Source organism: Indibacter alkaliphilus LW1, from assembly GCF_000295935.2.
In the GTDB taxonomy this organism is placed as follows: domain Bacteria; phylum Bacteroidota; class Bacteroidia; order Cytophagales; family Cyclobacteriaceae; genus Indibacter; species Indibacter alkaliphilus.
Map to the genome: position 1 here is coordinate 46926 of NZ_ALWO02000050.1, position 19886 is coordinate 66811.

21 protein-coding genes are annotated in these 19886 nt (G+C 40.3%); 16 read left to right on the forward strand and 5 right to left on the reverse strand.

Annotated elements, in window-relative coordinates; genetic code table 11:
• Nucleotides 1-53: 53 nt before the first annotated feature.
• From A33Q_RS18215 to A33Q_RS18235, 5 genes are all read left to right on the forward strand, one after another.
• Nucleotides 54-1202, forward strand: a complete 1149-nt coding sequence (locus tag A33Q_RS18215) for an alpha/beta hydrolase (RefSeq protein WP_009035538.1) — start codon at nt 54-56, stop codon at nt 1200-1202.
• Between the two features lie 30 nt (nt 1203-1232).
• The gene (locus A33Q_RS18220) at nt 1233-2657 is read left to right on the forward strand and encodes a leucyl aminopeptidase family protein (RefSeq protein ID WP_009035539.1); all 1425 of its coding nucleotides are present in this window, start codon (nt 1233-1235) and stop codon (nt 2655-2657) included.
• Between the two features lie 3 nt (nt 2658-2660).
• Nucleotides 2661-3878 (forward strand): ATP-grasp domain-containing protein, encoded by a 1218-nt coding sequence (locus A33Q_RS18225; protein ID WP_009035540.1) that lies wholly within the window; start codon nt 2661-2663, stop codon nt 3876-3878.
• Nucleotides 3879-4053: 175 nt separating this feature from the next.
• Nucleotides 4054-5571, forward strand: coding sequence for a hypothetical protein (locus A33Q_RS18230; protein WP_009035541.1), 1518 nt, complete (start codon nt 4054-4056; stop codon nt 5569-5571).
• Nucleotide 5572: 1 nt separating this feature from the next.
• The gene (locus A33Q_RS18235; protein ID WP_009035542.1) at nt 5573-6139 is read left to right on the forward strand and encodes a hypothetical protein; all 567 of its coding nucleotides are present in this window, start codon (nt 5573-5575) and stop codon (nt 6137-6139) included.
• Between the two features lie 385 nt (nt 6140-6524).
• Here the strand turns inward: A33Q_RS18235 and A33Q_RS18240 are convergent, their stop codons facing one another.
• On the reverse strand, nt 6525-7160 hold the full coding sequence (locus tag A33Q_RS18240; RefSeq protein WP_009035543.1) for a LysE family translocator: 636 nt from the start codon (nt 7158-7160) through the stop codon (nt 6525-6527).
• On the reverse strand, nt 7157-8707 hold the full coding sequence (locus A33Q_RS18245) for a GH3 family domain-containing protein (RefSeq protein ID WP_009035544.1): 1551 nt from the start codon (nt 8705-8707) through the stop codon (nt 7157-7159). The genes A33Q_RS18240 and A33Q_RS18245 overlap by 4 nt, the downstream gene beginning before the upstream one ends.
• Nucleotides 8708-8755: 48 nt before the next feature.
• Here A33Q_RS18245 and A33Q_RS18250 point away from each other — a divergent pair, with 48 nt between their 5' ends.
• The 6 genes from A33Q_RS18250 (at nt 8756) to A33Q_RS18275 (ending at nt 13939) form a co-directional block, all read left to right on the forward strand.
• Nucleotides 8756-9430, forward strand: a complete 675-nt coding sequence (locus A33Q_RS18250; protein WP_009035545.1) for a YggS family pyridoxal phosphate-dependent enzyme — start codon at nt 8756-8758, stop codon at nt 9428-9430.
• 1 nt (nt 9431) lies between these two features.
• Nucleotides 9432-9815 (forward strand): DUF423 domain-containing protein, encoded by a 384-nt coding sequence (locus A33Q_RS18255; protein WP_009035546.1) that lies wholly within the window; start codon nt 9432-9434, stop codon nt 9813-9815.
• A gap of 4 nt (nt 9816-9819) precedes the next feature.
• The gene (locus tag A33Q_RS18260; protein ID WP_009035547.1) at nt 9820-11121 is read left to right on the forward strand and encodes a D-alanyl-D-alanine carboxypeptidase/D-alanyl-D-alanine-endopeptidase; all 1302 of its coding nucleotides are present in this window, start codon (nt 9820-9822) and stop codon (nt 11119-11121) included.
• A gap of 101 nt (nt 11122-11222) precedes the next feature.
• Nucleotides 11223-12263 carry a S66 peptidase family protein gene (locus tag A33Q_RS18265; protein ID WP_009035548.1) on the forward strand — a complete coding sequence of 347 codons (1041 nt, stop codon included), beginning with the start codon at nt 11223-11225 and terminating at the stop codon, nt 12261-12263.
• Entirely contained in the window at nt 12260-12970 is a 711-nt protein-coding gene (locus tag A33Q_RS18270) for an SGNH/GDSL hydrolase family protein (RefSeq protein WP_009035549.1), read from the forward strand. Before A33Q_RS18265 ends, A33Q_RS18270 begins: the two co-directional genes overlap by 4 nt.
• A gap of 237 nt (nt 12971-13207) precedes the next feature.
• Complete coding sequence (locus A33Q_RS18275; protein WP_040490682.1) at nt 13208-13939, forward strand: hypothetical protein; 732 nt, start codon at nt 13208-13210, stop codon at nt 13937-13939.
• Between the two features lie 18 nt (nt 13940-13957).
• Here the strand turns inward: A33Q_RS18275 and A33Q_RS18280 are convergent, their stop codons facing one another.
• Nucleotides 13958-14350, reverse strand: coding sequence for a DUF1573 domain-containing protein (locus A33Q_RS18280; RefSeq protein ID WP_016255531.1), 393 nt, complete (start codon nt 14348-14350; stop codon nt 13958-13960).
• Nucleotides 14351-14369: 19 nt separating this feature from the next.
• Complete coding sequence (locus A33Q_RS18285) at nt 14370-15818, reverse strand: ATP-dependent DNA helicase (RefSeq protein ID WP_009035552.1); 1449 nt, start codon at nt 15816-15818, stop codon at nt 14370-14372.
• A 22-nt stretch (nt 15819-15840) separates the two neighbouring features.
• Between A33Q_RS18285 and A33Q_RS18290 the strand changes: the two genes are divergently transcribed.
• The 4 genes from A33Q_RS18290 to coaD all read left to right on the forward strand — a co-directional run bounded on the left by A33Q_RS18290 (nt 15841) and on the right by coaD (nt 18271).
• Nucleotides 15841-16344 carry an NUDIX domain-containing protein gene (locus A33Q_RS18290; protein ID WP_009035553.1) on the forward strand — a complete coding sequence of 168 codons (504 nt, stop codon included), beginning with the start codon at nt 15841-15843 and terminating at the stop codon, nt 16342-16344.
• 51 nt (nt 16345-16395) lie between these two features.
• Nucleotides 16396-16977, forward strand: a complete 582-nt coding sequence (locus A33Q_RS18295; protein ID WP_009035554.1) for a hypothetical protein — start codon at nt 16396-16398, stop codon at nt 16975-16977.
• A 65-nt stretch (nt 16978-17042) separates the two neighbouring features.
• Entirely contained in the window at nt 17043-17807 is a 765-nt protein-coding gene (locus A33Q_RS18300) for a DUF3822 family protein (RefSeq protein WP_051394893.1), read from the forward strand.
• A gap of 8 nt (nt 17808-17815) precedes the next feature.
• The gene (gene coaD, locus A33Q_RS18305) at nt 17816-18271 is read left to right on the forward strand and encodes a pantetheine-phosphate adenylyltransferase (RefSeq protein ID WP_040490688.1); all 456 of its coding nucleotides are present in this window, start codon (nt 17816-17818) and stop codon (nt 18269-18271) included.
• On the opposite strand, the gene A33Q_RS18310 is transcribed toward coaD, so the two are convergent.
• On the reverse strand, nt 18259-18945 hold the full coding sequence (locus tag A33Q_RS18310; protein ID WP_009035557.1) for an NUDIX hydrolase: 687 nt from the start codon (nt 18943-18945) through the stop codon (nt 18259-18261). The genes coaD and A33Q_RS18310 overlap by 13 nt on opposite strands.
• A gap of 106 nt (nt 18946-19051) precedes the next feature.
• On the opposite strand from A33Q_RS18310, the gene pyrE reads away from it, so the two are divergent.
• Nucleotides 19052-19708: an orotate phosphoribosyltransferase gene (gene pyrE, locus A33Q_RS18315; RefSeq protein ID WP_009035558.1), complete on the forward strand. Its 657-nt coding sequence runs from the start codon at nt 19052-19054 to the stop codon at nt 19706-19708.
• The last annotated feature ends 178 nt before the right edge of the window (nt 19709-19886 follow it).

Sequence of the window (19886 nt, forward strand, 5' to 3'; positions counted from 1 at the left end):
GTGAAGCATTTATTTTTAGGCCCCTTATTCAATAAAATAATTGAATCCCTTGGATGGAAAGTGAAGAGAAGATACTGGTGACAGATAAAAAAGAATTATCGGATGATGAAAAAGGCCTTACCATCATTCTTACTACAGATGAAGATGATGAAAGGCCTGTATTCCTGGCTGGAAACTTCAACAATTGGGCTACTCAGGACAGAAAGTACCAATTCCTTCGGCTGGAAAATGGAAAGTATGCATTCAACTTCCCTGTGGATTTCAAATATCCAGAGCAGTTAATCTATAAGTTCACAAAAGGAGATTGGTCTGAAGTAGAAATCGACAGGTATGGTAACAAAACTCCTAACAGGTTTACCGACCTTAAAACCGGAATACAAGAGGAACATGTCCCCAAGTGGAGAAGAAACTGGCTCCCCTACCGGCCCAGCCAATTACCCAAAGTACACCTTATATCCGAAGAGTTTGAGATCCCCCAACTGAATAAGACAAGAAAAATTTGGGCCTTGCTCCCCCATGATTACGAAACGTCCGATGAGCACTATCCTGTCCTTTACCTTCAGGATGCCCAAAACCTCTTTAATGAAAATGCTCCCTACGGAAATTGGCAAATTGACAAAAAATTGGCTGTAATGTCCGATTATGGCATTGGCAAAATTATCATCATCGCCATTGAGCATGGTGAAAAAGAGAGGGTGCTTGAGTATAATTTCGGAAAAACCCTTCTAGGTCAAGGTCAGGGCAAAAAATATATCCGGTTTGTCACTGATACCTTAAAACCCTTCGTAGATAAAAATTTCAGAACTAAACCCGAAAGGGAGCATACAGGAATTGGCGGAAGCTCTATGGGTGGCTTAGTGAGCATTTTCTCGGGTTTGATCTATCCGGAAGTTTACGGAAAACTTATGATCTTCTCACCTTCCCTATGGGTCATTCCCAAGATCAAGTTTTCATTCCTTGATTTCTTCGAACCGATGGAAACCAAAATCTATCTTTATGCTGGAGGTGATGAAAGCGAAACCATGGTCAAGCACACCAAAAAGTTCAAAAAGCGTCTGCTCAAAAGAGATAGTATACGGAAAAAAATGAAGGTCAAGCTTAGCATCAATGAAGAAGGAAAACACAGCGAAACCTATTGGTCAGATGAATTTCCAAAAGCCATAGAATGGCTCTTTTTTTCAGACAAAGAGGGGGATTTATAAATTAATTTTTATCCACAAAAAATTTAATATATGAAAATTCAAGTCAATCCTTCAAAGAAAAGTTTTAAGGGACTGGTCATCATTCCTTTTTTGGAATCTGAAGTAAATATCAAGCTTCCGGAAAAATTTGGAAACAAAGAATTCTCCTCTAAGATTTTTTCAGGCAAAAAAGACAGTACACTATTATTCGAGTCTGAAGATAAAAATACAAGCTATTACCTGATTGGATTGGGAAAAGACCCCGACTATCAAGTTGTCAAAAAGACTTTCAGAAGGTTTACTGCGAAACAAGAAAGCCTCATTGACTCAGAAGTTCATATTTACTTCCATGAAGTTATGGACAGTGCCTTTGTAGAAGCAGCCGTTTCAGGCTATATTTTAGGAACTTACAGATTGGGACATTTCAAATCAGAAGAAAAAAGAGACTTCTCTGCTTTGCAGCTTTACATCCACAGCCCTCTCAATAAGGTCAATGAGGATGTAGAAAAAGCTCAAAAAATTGCCAATGCCCAGCTTGAAACATTCAAGCTGGTAGATTTACCTCCAAATATTGCAACGCCGGAGCATCTTGCTGATTGGGCAAAAAGCAGTGGCAAGCAATATGGATTTTCAGTCAAAGTTCTTGATAGAAAAAAAGCCCAAAAAGAAAAACTGGATGCTTTCTTGGCAGTCAGTCAGGGTTCCATTAAGGAACCACAGTTCATCATCATGACCTACAAACCCAAAAAAGCCAACAAGCATATTGGTCTGGTGGGTAAGGGTGTAACTTTTGACACAGGCGGGCTCAATATCAAAACCCAAGGCATGGTGCATATGAAGTGTGACATGGGAGGAGCAGCTGCGGTTTTAGGAGCCATGCAGCTTATTGCTGATATGAAACTTCCCGTACAGGTCAGTGCCATCGTACCCTGTGTGGAAAACTCCGTAGACAACCATGCTTTTCTACCCTCTGATGTCATCGGCAGTTATAGCGGTAAGACCATAGAAATCATTGATACAGATGCGGAAGGGAGGCTGATTCTTGCTGATGGGCTCAGCTATCTCGTCAAAAACTTCAAGCCGGATACCGTCATAGACATCGCCACACTGACAGGAAGTACAGTGGGCACATTTGGTTATGAATGTGCAGCCTTATTTACAAATGACCAAGAACTTTCCAAAAACCTTCAAAACGAAGGAGAAAAAATCGGGGAAAGGGTATGGCAACTCCCCTTATGGGAATGCTACAGATCCGAGATGGACAGCGAAATCGCAGATATCAAAAACTTCCACGGAAAACCTTACGCAGGAGCCATTACGGCAGCAAAATTCCTTGAAGTGTTCACCGAAAACCATCCCTCTTGGGCCCATATAGATATTGCAGGTACCGCTTTTGGGGATTCAGAATTTTCAAAAACCAAACACGCCACAGCATTTGGTGTGCATTTATTGTTTAAATTGTTAGAAAATCATTGAGTCATGAGCCAGACAAGCAAAACCTTTCTTTGTATATCCAACTTTTTTAAAGGAGGAGCATTTCTTACTGCTTTGAAGCAGGCCGGCAATAAAGTTTTCCTTATCACTACTGAAAAACTCAGGGACAGTCCCTGGCCTAAGGCTGATATCGATGAGATTTTCTATATGCCGGGTCAGGATTTGGATTGGGACTTGGAAAAACTGCTTTTCGGCGTGGCTGGTATCATGAAAGCCAATAAGATAGACGCTATAGTCGCTTTGGATGATTATGATGTAGAAAAGGCCACTTTCCTGAGGGAAAATCTCAGGATTTCCGGAATGGGACAGACTACAGGCAGGTATTTCAGAGACAAACTCGCCATGCGCATGCGGGCCAAGGATGCAGGCGTGTTGGTTCCTGACTTTTCTTCCCTCTTCCATGACGAAGACATCAACCATTTTGCGGATACCGTTCCGGCCCCTTGGGTGCTTAAGCCAAGGTCTGAGGCTTCCGCCAATGGCATCATCAAAGTACACAACAAAGAGGAACTTTGGCAAAATATCCATGAGCTCGGTGACAACCGTGTCAGATACCTGGTAGAAAAATTTGAACCCGGTGATGTGTATCATGCCGACAGCCTCAACTTGGACGGCAAACCTATAGCCTGTGTGGTTTCTCAATACCTGGCAACTCCAATGGAAATTTCTCTGGGAGGAGGTATTTTCCGAAGTGCCAATGTACCTTATGGTTCGGAAGACGACAAAGACATCAAAGAGGCCAATAAACAGGTCATGAAAGCCTTTGGTATGAAAAGCGGCGCAGCACATACGGAATTTATCAAAGGCAAAAATGACGGCAAAATCTACTTCCTGGAGACCTCCTCCAGAGTAGGCGGTGCGCATTTGGCAGAAATGGTAGAAGCCGCTTCCGGGATCAACATGTGGGCTGAATGGGCCAAAATAGAAGATGCCAAAGTCAAAGGACTCAGCTACAAGCTGCCCAAAGTCCAGAAAGGATACGCCGGAATCGTATTGACCCTATCCAAGTACCAAAATCCCGACCTTTCATCCTTTGATGATGCTGAGGTCTGCTTCAGGGTGCCACTAGATTACCATGCCGGTCTGATTGTCCGGTCCAAAAATCATGCTCGTGTAAGGGAACTTTTGGATGATTATGCAGAAAGGTTATCCCAAGATTTCTCTACTACCGCTGCGCAGGAAAAGGTGAAGAAGTTTCATTAGGAGAGTTTGGAGAAATACAAATTTATGTATCCGCCTTATTGCAGGTATTTATTATAAATTCTATTTTGATAAGATTCTGGGTTGATTATAGGATATTTGTCTAATTGACACCAAAATTCAAACTGATTTTCTTTTGGCATAGGCATCATTACGAATATTCACAAATAATATTTTTTTGAGTATAATTTTATTCACTTCCTGTTTAGAAGAACAATCTGAAATATTAGAGACCCAGCAGCAAGACACAAAACTAACACTTGTAAAGAACTGGTTTGAGGCAAACAAAAGTGAGTTAAGGGTTGAGGATTCAAGGGACAATTTCAGAACTGAATTCAATGAACTGATTCTGCCATTTTTCGAAAAAGAACCCGATTGGGACAAATTTCATATCTTTCAATTTCCAGATGGAAGGGAAGTATATGAGATCAACCTGGCCAATACAGAGCTGTATTTTCCGGACTATCTGTTGGATAGCTTGCCAGGGATGATACCCCAAAAATCGGTAGTACAGAATATCATGTTTGTCGAAAACACCCAAACACAAAGATTTGATCCACTGATTGTCCGTTATTATCCCGACAACAAGGAATCCTTGAGGGAGTTTGGGGAGATTTACTATGGAATGATCGACATGGACTGGTCGGGAATGGTGGATATCTGGACTTATGATGAGCGCCATTTTATCAGTTTTACGATAAGAGATGGGGCAATTACATCAAGTATGCAGACCTTGCCCAAAGACCCTGAATCCCATCAGGATTACGGGGGAAATCTCTTGACCACCGAACCCTGCAGGGAAGTGGTCACCCAAAGAAATTATGTTGGATCAGACGGAGTGGTCACGGTATCGTATACGGTGACCTATCAGTGTTCCGGGGGATCGGGTAGTGGTAGTTCGTCCGGGTCATCATATGGAAATCACAGTGGAAACACCTATACCTATACTGGCCCCTATCAGGGAGGTGGTTCCGGTAGTTATGGGTCTGTAGGTGGGACGACTTATACCCCTCCTACAATTACCTCACCTAATATTAAAATTGAAAAAATTGATATGGAGGATCTTGATGATTGCCATCAGAATATTATTAACGATTTAATTGGAAGCACCCAACAGGAATTCCATAGGATCTTTAGGAAATTTTACGGTGACAAACCCTTGCCTTCAAACTATAATGTAAAATTTCAGTATGGGGTTTGTAGCAATTCACAGGCTAATGCCTGTACTTCGTCTGCCTTGATTAATGGTTGGGCAACCATTACCTTCAATCCAAACAATATTGGCAATGCTACGGATCTATCATTTGCACGAACAGTAATACATGAGATTTTGCATGCATATTTGCTGTTTGAGGCTGCTTATCCATCAAATTGTGACTTAAATTGTTTACTAAACAAATATTTTGATAAGTATAACAGTAATAATCCTTCTCATCATAACTTATTTGCTGAAACTAAGTTTCTAAACGATATCGCCACGGAGCTGAGGAACTATGCTGCAGGTATTGGCTACAATGTTAATGCCCTAGGAGATCAGTTCTTTAAGGACATGGCCTGGGGAGGATTAACTCGTACGGACGTTTTCAACAGTTTATCTGCATCGGACAAAACTAGGATAATCAATCGACTAAATGCAGAAAATACTGGAGATCCTAAAGGAAACATTGTACCAATAGGGATTAAAGCTTGCAATTGATATGGCTGCTATAAAAACACTCGCTTTTTCGATTTTACTTGTTATGGCTGTTTCCTGCGGATCAGACAGACAGCGGAAAATGGACCTGATTTTGATGACAATGGAAACCGCATCGAGAGGGAAATCCATTCATCTGCTAGATGAATCAGATACCAGCTGGTGTAGAGTTATGGGCGAGAATATATGTACATTGAACCGCTTGAACACATATCAACTGCATGGTAACCCAAGGAACAGGACTCCGGAACTCAGGGAAATATTTAAAGCAGATGAATTCGACTATATCGCAGACCAATTCAAAAAACGCGTTAGTTTCAAAGAGAAGGATTTTACAAGCAATATCCAGCTAATTAGCCAAAAAGAACTGGACAACAAGAGTGATTTTGAATTATCCACCTTCTCTTATTTCACATTGTCGGCTCCTGCCTTTTCCGAGAATGGTGAATATGCACTTATCTATATTTCTGAATTCTGTGGAATGGAATGTGGGGGTGGAGATTTGATGATTTACAAGAGAGAGAAGGGAAAATGGGTAAGAATCCTGATATTGGGTATTTGGCTGTCGTAATTATTACTGGAAATATGGTAATATACCCCTCAGTCTCTTTTTGTTGATACCAAATTCCTAAATGACATAGCGATTGAATTACAAAATTTTGCTTTATTAAAAGGATATAATCTAAACACTTTAGGTGGGGATCAATTCTTCAAATACGTGGCATGGGAAGGATTAACCAATACGAATGTATTTAATACTCTGTCGTCAGCTGAAAAGACAAGGATAATTAATACTATTGGGGCTGAGCTATATAACAAAAATTATCCTGGCACATTACCAAAGGGAAAAAAAGCCTGCGATTAATATGACAAAATATATTATTCTCTTATTGTTATCCATTTCTATTTCGTCTTGCTTCGATCGGGAGGAAAAAGAAACCTATCTACTGAAACCTTCACACCACCCCCTGCTTTCCCAAAGCAAACCAGATCAGCCTTAAGCCAAATCCTACCAACAGCAGCCCAACGGTTTTATTGAGGATTAGCATTACCCTTGGGGTGATAAATGAACGCAACTTTTTGGCCACATAGGCCTTGAGTAGATCTATGGAAAAAACAGTCCCCAAAATCCCCATATAATAAAGCGTGATATCTGCCTTACCGAAGTGATCTTTGAGACTCACCAAACCCGCAATGGATATCCAAAAAAGCAATACAAAAGGATTCACCCCGTTGATACCAAAACCTTTGAAAAAACCTTTGGTCTTCCCTGTCTTCGGCAATGGCAAACCTCCGGAATTGGGTCTTGCACTTCTCGGTTTGAAAAATGAACTGATACCAAAAGCCATTAAGATCGCCCCTCCTGCATAACCCAACACGATCTCGAAATTGGGATACCTGGCAAATACACTCACCCCAAAATAAGTAATCAGGACATATATCAGGTCACTGCACAAAATCCCCAAAGCCAGCACCACGGTATGCCTGAAGCCATTTTCTATGCTATTGGTGATCAATGCAAAAAAGACCGGTCCAATCATCGCTGACAAGACCAGTCCCATTCCTATCCCTTCCAGCAGGGCCTCTGTCATATTTCAATATTGTTATCCTTCAAAAACTCCAGCCATTGGGTCATTTTTTCTTTTTTCAGCACTCTAGGGAATTTGTTCTGCCCCCCCTCTTTGCCTTGCGCCCTCAACCAATCGTAAAAATATCGCGGAGACAAGACCGTACAGCTCACCTCTTTCAGCGCGTGTTGACGCTCCACAACATAGTCATCATTGAGAATTTTCAGCTTTTCATCGATTTGCTTGACCAATTCTTCCTGATCGATTTCATCATCAGTACCCACAAACCAGTGGTGCTTGAAGAGGGACCCATGAGGCAGGCCTATCACGGTGAATTCTTTGATGTTCAGGTTCTGCTCCTCTCCCACCATTTCTATGGCCCTGTTCATGTTGTCCATAGAGAGGTGCTCTCCACACAAGCTCAAAAAATGTTTGGTACGTCCGGTGATGATGATTTCGCTTTCTTCCAAAGACACAAATCGGATCACATCCCCTATAAGATAGCGCCAGGCCCCGGAACAGGTACTGATCAAGAGGCCATAATCCACATTTTCCTCAATTTCATCAATTTTCAAAGTCCTCGCTCCCTCTTTCACTTCACCGTTTTCATCAAAATTCTCATCCTTGAAGGGTATGAATTCATAAAAAATCCCATTATTCAGCACCAGACGCATGCTTCTTCTGTCGGGCAAAGCCTGAAAAGCCAAAAACCCTTCAGAAGCCAAATAAGTCTCCATGTAAATCAATGGATGGGCCAAGAGCTTTTCAAAACCCTTCTTATAGGGCTCGAATGACACCCCACCATGGACAAATATCTGAAGGTTGGGCCAGATATCATGAATAGTGCTGAGCTGATACCTTTCGATGATTTTCTCCAAAAGAATCTGCAACCAGGCGGGTACCCCCACTATGATTCCTATGTCCCATTTGGGTGCCATTTCTACGATCTGATCCAACTTCTCTCCCCAGTTTTTATTTCTGGAGATTTGTTTTCCCGGTTTGTAAAATCTTTGAAACCAAATCGGCAATCTTCCCGCCGTGATCCCACTGAGGTCTCCGGAAAAAAAGGTGCCGTTAAAATCCAAATCCGTACTTCCTCCAAGCATCAGTATTCCTTTGGTAAAAAGGTCATCGGGCAGGTCATACTTGGAAAGACTCAAAATCTGCCTGACACCTGTTTTCCTGATCGCCCTCACCATATCCCCTGAAATCGGGATGTACTTGGAAGAAGCCCCAGAAGTACCTGATGTCAAGGCAAAATACCTGATGGCTCCGGGCCAGGTAATGTTCCTTTCTCCATCTTTGAGCCTGTACCACCATTCTTTGTAGATCTTCTCGTAATCATAAATAGGAACCATACTGGAAAATGCCCTATAAAAATCCTTATTGGGCTTCCTGAATTCTTTCAGGATCAACTTAAACCCATACTTCTTCCCTATGGCGGTATTGGCTGATTTGATCAAAAGTTTCTTCAGTTCTTCCTTCTGAAGCTCAGCAGGAGAGCTGTATTCCTGCTCAAGTGACACCCTTAATCTGATGCCTTTTTTTAGTAATGTCCCCAATATCGCCATATCTTTGCTTACTTTAGAAGTCTTTCTTAACAGATCAAAAATAAAGGAATGAGTATTAAAGAAAACCTTATTGACATAAAAAAAACCTTCATTGACCCAAATTGTCTTCTGGTGGCGGTTTCCAAAACACACCCTGAAGAAGCAATTATGGAAGCCTACCAGGCTGGTATCAGGGATTTTGGTGAAAATAAGGTACAGGAACTGGTAGAAAAGGCAGAAAAACTCCCAAAAGACATACGCTGGCACATGATAGGCCACTTACAAAGAAATAAGGTGAAATACATGGCAGGGTTTGTTCACCTTATCCATGGAGTAGATTCGCTCAAGCTTCTCAAAGAAATCAACAAACAGGCCATTAAGGCCGACAGGACAATCAATTGCCTTTTGCAGGTCCACATCGCAGAAGAAGAAAGCAAGTTTGGATTTGATGAAGCTGAACTCATGGAGATGCTGGAGGATGAAGTTCTCCCAACTCTGAAAAATGTCAAAATCATCGGACTGATGGGAATGGCCACTTTCACAGAGGATGAGGAACAGGTACTGCGGGAATTTGAAAGTTTACAGTCTCTTTTTGAAAAAATGAAAAAAATGGATCTTCCTGATAACTTTGACCTGAAAGAACTTTCCATGGGCATGAGTGGTGACTACCTGCTGGCGCAAAGCAAAGGCAGCACCATGGTGAGAATAGGTTCTGCCATTTTTGGGGAAAGAGATTACAAGTAATATGAAAAACTACAAATACTTACAGATAGCCGCACTGCTGGGTGCTTTGGCGGTAGGAATAGGTGCATTTGGGGCCCATGGACTATCGGAAACCCTAGCTTCCTATGGTACCGCTGAAACATTCGAAACTGCCGTCAAATACCATTTTTACCATGTAATGGCACTTTTGGTTTGCAGTTTACTTATGGATACTTACCCTGAAAACAGAAAGTTGAAAAATGCTTTTTGGCTTTTCTTCACAGGGATATTGATTTTTTCGGGTTCCTTATACATTTTATCCCTGACAGGCGTTTCATGGCTGGGAGCCATCACTCCCATAGGAGGAGTAGCCTTTATTGCAGGTTGGATAATGATGCTACTTTCTGCAAAACCTAAAAATCTTTAATTGAATGATAAAAAAGTTAAGCTGTGGCTTATTGCTGTATGCCCTTACGGTTTTCACCCTATCAGCTCAGGAAGTTGATGTCCGGGAGAGGTATGAAGGGCTCAATGCGCTGATAGGACCGAACTCCTTTTTTGATAACCATCCTACAGGTTTTATACTGTATGAACTGGACTCAGGCTGGGTGCATTTTGAAAGAAACAGCCACATGAACTTTATCCCTGCCTCCACCACAAAGCTTTTTACCTTTTTTGCTTCCCTAATGGTGCTCCGGGATCAAACCAATACCTTAAGGTATGTGGAACAAGGAGATGAAATTACAATTTGGGGAGCCGGAGATCCTTCCTGGAAATACAACATCCTTCCGCAGCCAAAAATTGAAGATTTTCTTTCCAGATACAGCAAAGTAAAATTTTCTGCCAGCAACTGGAAAGACGAAGCCTTTGGTTATGGTTGGCAGTGGGATGATTATTATTATTCTTATTCCGCAGAAAGGTCCCCCCTACCCATTTATGGCAACATCGTAATTTTCAAAAATGTAAACAGAACACCCCAGTCTACAATTCCTGCTTTTGCCAACAGTGTCAAAACCTACAGCAAAGTATCACCAACTGTCCGAAGGGATTTTCACAGCAATATTTTTTACTACAATCCCAGTACCTACACCAATCCAGGCCCAATGTTGCCTTATGTAACATCCCCTGAGCTCACTGTACAAATGCTCAGAGATATACTCAAAAAACCAGTAGAGCTTGTCAATACCGAATTACCTACATCTGCTCGGCTTTTCAATGGAGGCAGTATGAGTCCCCTGTGGAAAGAAATGCTCCAGGAAAGCGATAATTTCATTGCCGAGCAGATTTTGCTCATGATTTCAGACCAACTTTTCGGGGAACTTAATTCTGAAAGAGCCATTGATTATATCAAAAAAACCTACCTCAATGACCTTCCTGACGATCCCAAATGGGTGGATGGATCAGGACTATCCAGGCATAACCTGATGACTCCCAGGAGTATGATAACCTTAATGGAAAAAATTGACAGGGCAATACCACGCACTCAATTATTGCAACTCTTGCCACAAGGGGGCATCAATGGGACATTAAAAAACAACTACAAAGCACAAAGACCCTATATTTTTGCCAAAACAGGAACAATCAGTAACAATCACGCTTTGGTGGGTATTATCCGGACAGACAGTGGGAGACATCATGCTTTTGCATTTATGAACAACAATTACCTCAACAAAGCTTCAGAGATCCGGAGGGAAATGGAAAAAGTGCTGTTGTATATCAAAGAAAATTATTGAAAATCTCTCAGGCTCATTTCAAGATAAAATTCCAAAACTTGAATCGGACTGGAGATTTTGAAAAATATTCAAGTATTTTTGGTTCATAAGCTGCTGCAAGTATGGATAAAAGACTCTTTCTTAAAACTTTTGGGCTAGGTATAGGAGCCCTTCCTTTGGTGTCATTTTTACCAAAATCAAAAAATAAAGAGAATACCCTTCTCCCCTCCCCCCTTCAATATGGAGATAAAGTTGGGTTGATCAGTCCCTCTGCGGCAACAGCTGAGCGGATAGAATTTCAATTCGCAATGGAAGCTTTGGAAGCGCTGGGACTTGAAGTGGAACTTGGCAAAAACCTTAAAAACAGGAGAGGGCATTTGGCAGGGACGGACGAAGAGCGGGCAGAAGATTTGAATGAAATGTTTGAAGACATAAGCATCAAGGCTGTCATTTGTATCCGCGGTGGTTCTGGAGCTGCGCGAATATTACCTTTAATTGATTATTCAACAATCCAAACTAACCCTAAGCCCTTATTAGGGTACTCGGATATTACTGCGCTTCACAATGCCATACATGCCAAAACAGGCTTGATTACTTTTCATGGACCAAATGGTTCGGGAAGTTGGAATAGCTTTAATGTTAATCAGTTTCAGAAAGTTTTTTTCAACAAAGAATTGGTCAAGTTCGAAAATGAAGTAAATAAAGGAGATGAACTTATTGTCAAACAAAACCGCATACAGACTATTTATCCCGGAAAAGTCAGTGGCAAAATTCTGGGAGGAAACCTGACTGTTCTGACAGCGCTTTCAGGTACTTCCTATTTACCTGATTTTACAGGTAGCATTCTTTTTATAGAAGACATAGCTGAAGATCCTTACAAAATTGACCGGATGATGAGTACCTTGATGCTCAATGGTACCCTTTCCAAAATCAAGGGATTTATTTTCGGCCAATGTACCAATTGTACTCCCGGAGGGGGCTATGGTTCATTGACTTTGGATGATATTTTGGACGACTATATTCTCCCGCTTAAAATCCCCGCATACAAAGGTGCCATGATCGGACATGTACCGAAACAGTTTATCGTACCGGTAGGTGCTGAAGTGGAAATGGATGCAGAAAACGGCACTTTCACTATGCTCAAACCCATTTTCAAAGAATGAAAAATATGAAATCACTTGGCCTATTCACCTTAATAATCCTGATTTTTACAAGCTGTATGTTACAAGAGCAAACGACTAAAAAAAAGGCAAAAGACCTTACTTATTTGGCTTTAGGAGATTCCTATACCATTGGAGAAGGTGTTGACGAAAAAGATCGCTATCCCAATCAATTGGTCAGTATGCTTTCCAATGAAGGACTGAACATTTCTCTTTCCAAAATTATCGCCAAAACAGGCTGGACTACAGATGAATTAGCCACCGGAATTGAAAATGCCGGGATCAGTGGAAACACCTATGATTTGGTCACCCTTTTGATAGGGGTCAACAATCAATATAGGGGTAGAAGCATAGAGAACTACAGGGTTGAGTTTGAAGAAAGGTTGGTTCAGGCAATAGAGTTTGCTGGAGGCAGTCCACAAAGAGTGTTGGTACTGTCCATCCCCGATTGGGGAGTAACACCTTTTGCTGTGGAAAGAGGTGCAGATCAAAATAAGGTAAGACTGGAAATCGACCAATATAACGCGAGTAAAAAAGCTATAAGCGAAACCTTGGGCGTATTTTACATTGATATCACTGACCATTACCGGGAAGTGGGTGCAGAACCGGACATGGTCGTTGAGGACAAATTGCATCCAAGTGGTTTGGTATATAAAGTTTGGGCAGAAAAACTCAAACAGGTAATCGGTTCCTCTATTCAATTTGATTGAATAAATTGATTTTTGGGATTTTTACGGTAACATTTTACGGTAACAACCGGGCAGTCCCGCTGATATGCAATTCAAAGATCAATTGTCAGGCATCAGTTGGGTATTGAATTTTTTAACCCTCACTCTTTTATCTTATTAGCATGTATTCATTTTTGGAAAAATCCCTTTTGCATTAATTGCAAAAAAGAATTTGAGCAATTAAAAAATTAAATTTTTGGCTTCCTTATCTTTATGTTTATGAAAAAATTCATTGTGTTGGCCATAATTCTATCCGTCCTCTTTTCCTGTAAAGAGTCCGAAGAGCCCTTGGTTGACACCGAAACCTTAACCATTTGGCTTTATGGCAATAATCATTGCTATTTACCTGGATATGAAGATCCCTTTCATTGTTATTCAGAAGAAAAGTCTCTATCAGAGGTAGAATGGCAACCACTATTTGGAAAAATCATCGGTTTGGAGATTCAAAGCAAGTTCATTTACCGGGTTGAAGTTACAAAACCTCTAGAATTTGATAGTGCAGACCTTCCTGTTTACACTTTTCAAAAGCTGCTTGAAAGAAAAACCAATTATTTCAACAGTCTTTCAGGCATGTGGGTTTTGGAGGATGTGGTAGACTTTGAGCCAAAAGAAATCATTACAGGGAAAAGTCATTTACATATGTTTTCACCTTTCTTAATGTCTCTGGTTGGTAATTTTCCTTGCGGCAGCTTATCTCTAAGAGTAGCTGAAAACATGGATGAAAAAACTATAGAATTCTATAAAATATCTTCTACAAATATAAGCTGTAACGACTCTCCAGACCAAAAATCATTAATGGATGTACTGAAAGACAGATATGCCGCTGTCAAGCAATATGAACAGAAAGATGGTAAACTCTTATTAAAAAACGATACAGGAGATATTCTTGTGAAATTTTTCAAAACCACTCAAACACATAAAAAAAGCCGGGACAAAACCGGCTTTTACTGAATAAAGTCTTTTTGAATTTTACTTTCCTTTAGGGAGTACATTGGAAATCAATGATACTTTCTCAATCGGTTCGGAAGCATTGGAGTAAATTCTCACTACAGAGTTTTGTCTACCCATTTTGCCCGCTGAATTGAAAACCACCTTTAACTCACCTGTTGAACCTGGTGCTATTGGTTCTTTTGGCCAATTTGGTGCCGTACAACCACATGAAACCGCCACATTGGAAATTACCAAAGGGGTATCACCGGAATTGGTAAAGACGAAAGTATGCTCGACTTTATCTCCTTGGGTGATATCTCCAAAGTCCTTGGATTTCTCATTAAAGTCTATGACAGCACCTTTGTTTTCAGTTTGGGCTTGTACTGCAATCACTGCAAAAGCCATCACCATCATTAAAAACAACTTTTTCATGGTATTTATATTTGATTGATTAAGATTCGTTTTCATTTGTGCTAAGGTAAAACTTTGCATTAAAGTTCACCATAAACAACTCTTTCTTTGCCCTTGTCACTGCAGTGTAAAGCCATCTGATGTATTCATGGTTGACCTGCTCTTCGGTTAGATAGCCCTGATCTACAAATACAGCATCCCATTGACCTCCTTGTGACTTGTGACAGGTCAGGGCATAGGCAAACTTCACCTGCAATGCCGAAAGATAAGGATCTTTTTTGATGAGTTCCAGCCTTTCACTTTTATTAACAACATCTAAATAATCTTCAGATACCTTTCTGTATAACTCTCTATATTCTTCTACAGTCAGTGCTGGATGTGGACTGTATAGTGTATCCAGAATTACTTTTGCCTCAAATAAAGGCTCCTCGGGATAATCCACCAACCTGAGCTCTAAGGTAGCGAATCTAAGGCCATACATTTCCTCAAATGATCTGATTTTGGCTACTTCTATAAAGTCCCCGTTTGCCAAAAAATTCACCTTTTCAGAATCAGCCATGTATGTATAATTGTTTTTGACAATCATCAATAAATCTCCTGCACTGATTTCATCGTCAAAAAAATGAATGGTCTGTCGTATGTACTGATTGTATTGAACAGCGGTTTTGTTGGAACGTGTGACTATAGCCGTGTTTTCCACCCCATATTTTCCATAGGCATAGCGTAGTCCATCTTCCAACCTTTCTCCGGTCATTTTGAAAAAATCCTTAAAACCTTTTGTCCTAAAGAAAATGTTGGGGACTTTGGCCAAAACCTGATCTCTTAAGTAAGTAGCATTGAATAATATCCCAGACTCCAATTGCTGACGCATCACCTCCTTCAACTCAATCATCTCAGTTTTCAACCTGAAATGCCTACTCAAATAATCCCTGTCTAAAGCAGGACTTAGTGAACTACCAACAGGCGGCAACTGAGCAGTGTCCCCTACCAGAATCATTTTATTGCTTTCCACCTGAAAAACAAATTGAATTAAATCCCTCAACAAACTTCTTCCCCCTCCGGCATCATCGGCAAGCATAGAAGCTTCATCCACGATGAAGACCGTATCCTGATAATAATTTTTCATCAAATCAAACCCAGCTCCCAAATCTCCTTCCTTCCCTTTGGGTCTGTAGATGATTTTATGAATGGTAAAAGCAGACCTGTTGCTGTAATTGCCCATCACCTTAGCTGCTCTACCTGTAGGAGCCAGCAACATAGATTTCAATTTGAACCTGGGAAGTACTTTGACCAGGGAAGATATCAGGGAAGTTTTTCCGGTACCTGCATATCCTCTAAGGATAAATGTATCAGCAGAGGGGTCCTTGTCATCCAAAAACCCGTTCATTCGGATGAAAAATTCCTGTTGACCGGCAGTAGGTTCAAACTGGAAATATTTCCTTAATAAAATTGAGGGCTTGATTCCCTCCTGATTATCTTTACCCCTCATGGAATCACGAAGCTAGCTTTTAATGACAGAACTGGAAAAAGAATTGACGGATAAATTTGGCGGAAGACTCAGAACCAGAGTCAATGGGATCCTGATCGAAAATGAGTCTATTTTGATGATCAAACATAAAATGGGACCCAAAAGGTTTTTTTGGAATGTTCCCGGTGGTGGAATGAAATATGGGAGTACTGTAGAAGAAAACCTGAAAAGAGAATTCAGAGAAGAAACCGGCCTGGATATCCGAATATGTAAATTTGTTTGTGCACATGAATATTTAGAAACACCTTTACATGCAATTGAATTGTTCTTTATCGTTGAGCGTACAGGAGGAAACCTTTACATGGGCATAGATCCGGAATTGGATGGAGAAAGCCAGTTGATCACCGATTTAAAATTTCTCAGCTACCAAAAACTGCAAGAAATACATAAAGATGAAAAACATCCGGTATTTTGGGGAATAAAATCATTGAATGATGTGAGAAAATGGAATGGATATTTTAATTTTGAAAATAATTCGATAAAATAGCATCTTGATTATACACCATCAACCTTTATAAAAGATTAAATCATCTCAAAAATGACACTAAGCAAAATTTTATCCGTAGTCTTCTTATTAGGCGCACTTGGTTTGGGCTACATGCTTTACAAGGGCGTAGACGATGTCATGCAAGAAGAAAAAAGAATTGCTGCCATTGAATCCAGAATCATTGAAAAACTACAAATGTTGAGAGATGCTCAAGTAGCCTACATTGCAGCCAACGGAGAATATGCAGATAATTGGGCAGATCTTAAAAGCTATATCCAAGAGGGTCAGATCTGGATTGTAGAAAGAAAAGAAACAACTAAGCTTCTTGAATACGGAAAGGAAGAAACAACCGTAACTTTTGATACTTTAGGTTCAGTATATGTGATGGATTCTCTTTTCAACGAAAGAAGACATCCAAACTTCAACCTTGACAACTTGCATATAGTGCCGGGATCAGGTGGTGCTGAATTTGAATTCTTCTCAGATAAAATCGAAAGAAGCGGAAGAGAAATCGGAGTGTTCGAAATCAGAGACCCTGCTCCTATCAATCCAAAAAGAAGAGAAAACAACAACGAAAAAGCTCTTAGAGTTGGATCAAGAACAGATTCCTCTACTTCTGGTAACTGGGAGTAATCTTGGCTAATACAGTAATAAATACTCAAGAAAGATTCTATTGCGATAAATTTGACATCAAGTTGGTGTCAAGTTTATCGCTTTTCTTATATGAGAACTTCTCATTTTGGACTGTAAAAGACCAAAATGAGAAAATCTTAGCAGTGCACTCAGCGACATTTCCTGATCATAGCTCTCTTTTGGATCAACTGATTACTGATGAGTTTTATCAATTGGATATTCCTATTAAAGTTTTTGTTCACAATACTGCCTTCAGTCTAATCCCTGGGATGCTCTTCAATAATTCATTCCTGCAGACTTACTTGGCATTCTCGGGTGATTTAAAAGATAACATTGGTTTTGCTACACCCTTGGAAAGCAACAACATACAACTCGTTGGAGGGGTAGATAAAACCCTATTTGAAAAGTTATCTAATGGAAAGTCCAATATTGAATTCTACCATGGGGCAACCGCTTTTCTCTCATATTGCTTCAGTGAGAAGCCTAATTTTCTCAATCAGGAAATCTTCATCTATCTCTTTGGGAATCATTTTTACTTATCCGGTTTTTCCAAACAGGAATTAGTGGTTTTCAATAGATTTGAAGCACACACCTCTGATGACTTGATGAAATATGTATTTGGAATTGCCCACCAATTGAAATTTGACAGAAAGCTTTGCCGACTCACTATAATAGGAGACGTGAATACATTGAGCTTATCCAAGGAATGGGGGAATACTTATTTTAAAAATTTCAGGATTTTACAGCCAAAGAGTAATTTAAGATACCACGATGGACCTCATCAGATACAGGAAAATCCTGTATTGGAGTCCAGATGGGAATTTACTTGATCAACTTCATGAAGAAAATAGCAATATTTCCAGGGTCATTTGACCCCTATACCAAAGGACATCACGACATTGTGATGAGAGGTCTCAACCTTTTCGACGAGCTGATTATTGGAATAGGTTATAATGTAGCCAAAAAGTCCCGCTATTTTGAAATTGATGGAATGGTAGATAAAATCGAAAAATTATATACCGATGAGCCAAGAGTGAAAGTAGTCGTTTACAATGAATTGACCTCTAATCTTGCAAAGGCTCATGGCGCGAACTTTTTAATCAGAGGATTAAGAAACACCACTGATTTTGAATATGAGAATACCATCAGTCAAATGAACAGGAAGCTGAATCCTGATTTAGAAACTGTATTTTTGATTACATCCCCGCAATTTGCAGCGGTCAGTTCTACAGTTATCAGAGAAGTTCATAAGTTCGGGGCCGATGTAAGCGAGTATCTTCCTTACGAGGTATAAGCCTTAGGCAATAATTTCAAAAATCTTTTATAGAGATACCTCATCGAAGGGTAGGAATTCACCAAGGCTGTTTTGGCCTCATGGTGATTAAACCACCTGATGTCTTCGATTCCCTCTTCTTTTTGCGGTTTCATTTGAGAGTCATCTACATTATCCATGATGTACCAATAGGTTTTTTTCAGGATACTTTTGCGGTTGTGTGTGTATGTATGCCATGTTTTACAGATTTCTGGGCCTAATTTCACCTCAATATTGCATTCCTCTTCGACCTCTCTCACAGCACATTGATCTGGAGTCTCCCCTTTATCAAATTTCCCTTTAGGAAGATCCCATTTCCCTAACCTGTAAATAAAAAGTATATTTTTTCCTTTTCTCACTACCCCTCCCGCAGCTTTGACAACCATGAATCTGCTTTTGATAAAATTCTTGATTATCTTCTTGTCAGAAGCAACGATTGTTACTGAATCCAAATGCTTCAGCTTTCGCGTCCTCATCAAATAAAGCAATTTGATTATGATTTCCTTTGAAGGTTCTATGATCAAAACATCGTCATGAAAATCACAAGTTGCAAGCATATCCGCAGGGTGATCGTACACACATTCAAAGGTTCTCTCCTTTGAGAGCTCTTCCGGTGTCAGAATATCCAGTGGTTTGTCATTGATAAAAATCTTCATGGCCAGGGATTTTAGGTGCCAGGTAATTTTGAGTTAAAATCAAAAATGCATAAAATTTTTCACCCTGCACAATGCCCCCTTATTTTTTATCTTTTAATTTTGGTACATGGAATTATTCGATAAAAAACTGGCATCAGAAATAGCTTCACTTTTGCTGGAAATAAAAGCTATACAGTTGCAACCCGAAAAACCTTTCACTTGGGCATCAGGATGGAAATCACCTATTTACTGCGACAACAGGATTTCACTCTCATTTCCAGAGGTAAGGACTTTTATCAAAAAAAGCCTCGTTAAAGCAATTCAGGCTAATTTCCCTGAAGTACAGTCGATTGCAGGTGTGGCTACTGCCGGCATCCCACAAGGTGCTCTGATTGCTGATCAAATGGAGCTGCCTTTTTTATATGTCAGATCCAAACCCAAAGGACATGGTATGGAAAATATGATTGAAGGGAAAGTCACACCCGGTCAGAAAGTAGTGGTGGTAGAAGACTTGGTCTCTACAGGTGGAAGCTCACTGAAAGCTGTGAAAGATCTCAAAGCTGCCGGTTTTGAGGTGTTGGGGATGGTTTCAATTTTCACCTACGGATTTGATATAGCCACATTAAATTTTCAAAATGCAGGTGTGAAACTGATATGTCTAAGTGATTACTCCTCCATGTTACCTCAGGCACTCGGAGACGATTACATAGATGATCTTACGCTCGCTTCTTTGGTAGAATGGAGAAAAGATCCTTCTGCTTGGAAGGGAGTACGGGCAAGGTAAGAGAGGGAACGGGATAGTGTCTCAGTCTGCCTAATCCATTGAAAGCTTTGATACAACAGGACTATCCTCCGCAATTCAGACCATCCTCACGGAAGGCATTCGAAGCCCTTCCCTTTCATCAAGTTCAAGATGACTCGGTATAGTTAAATTTTAATTGGGACTATGACAAAAACTGTGT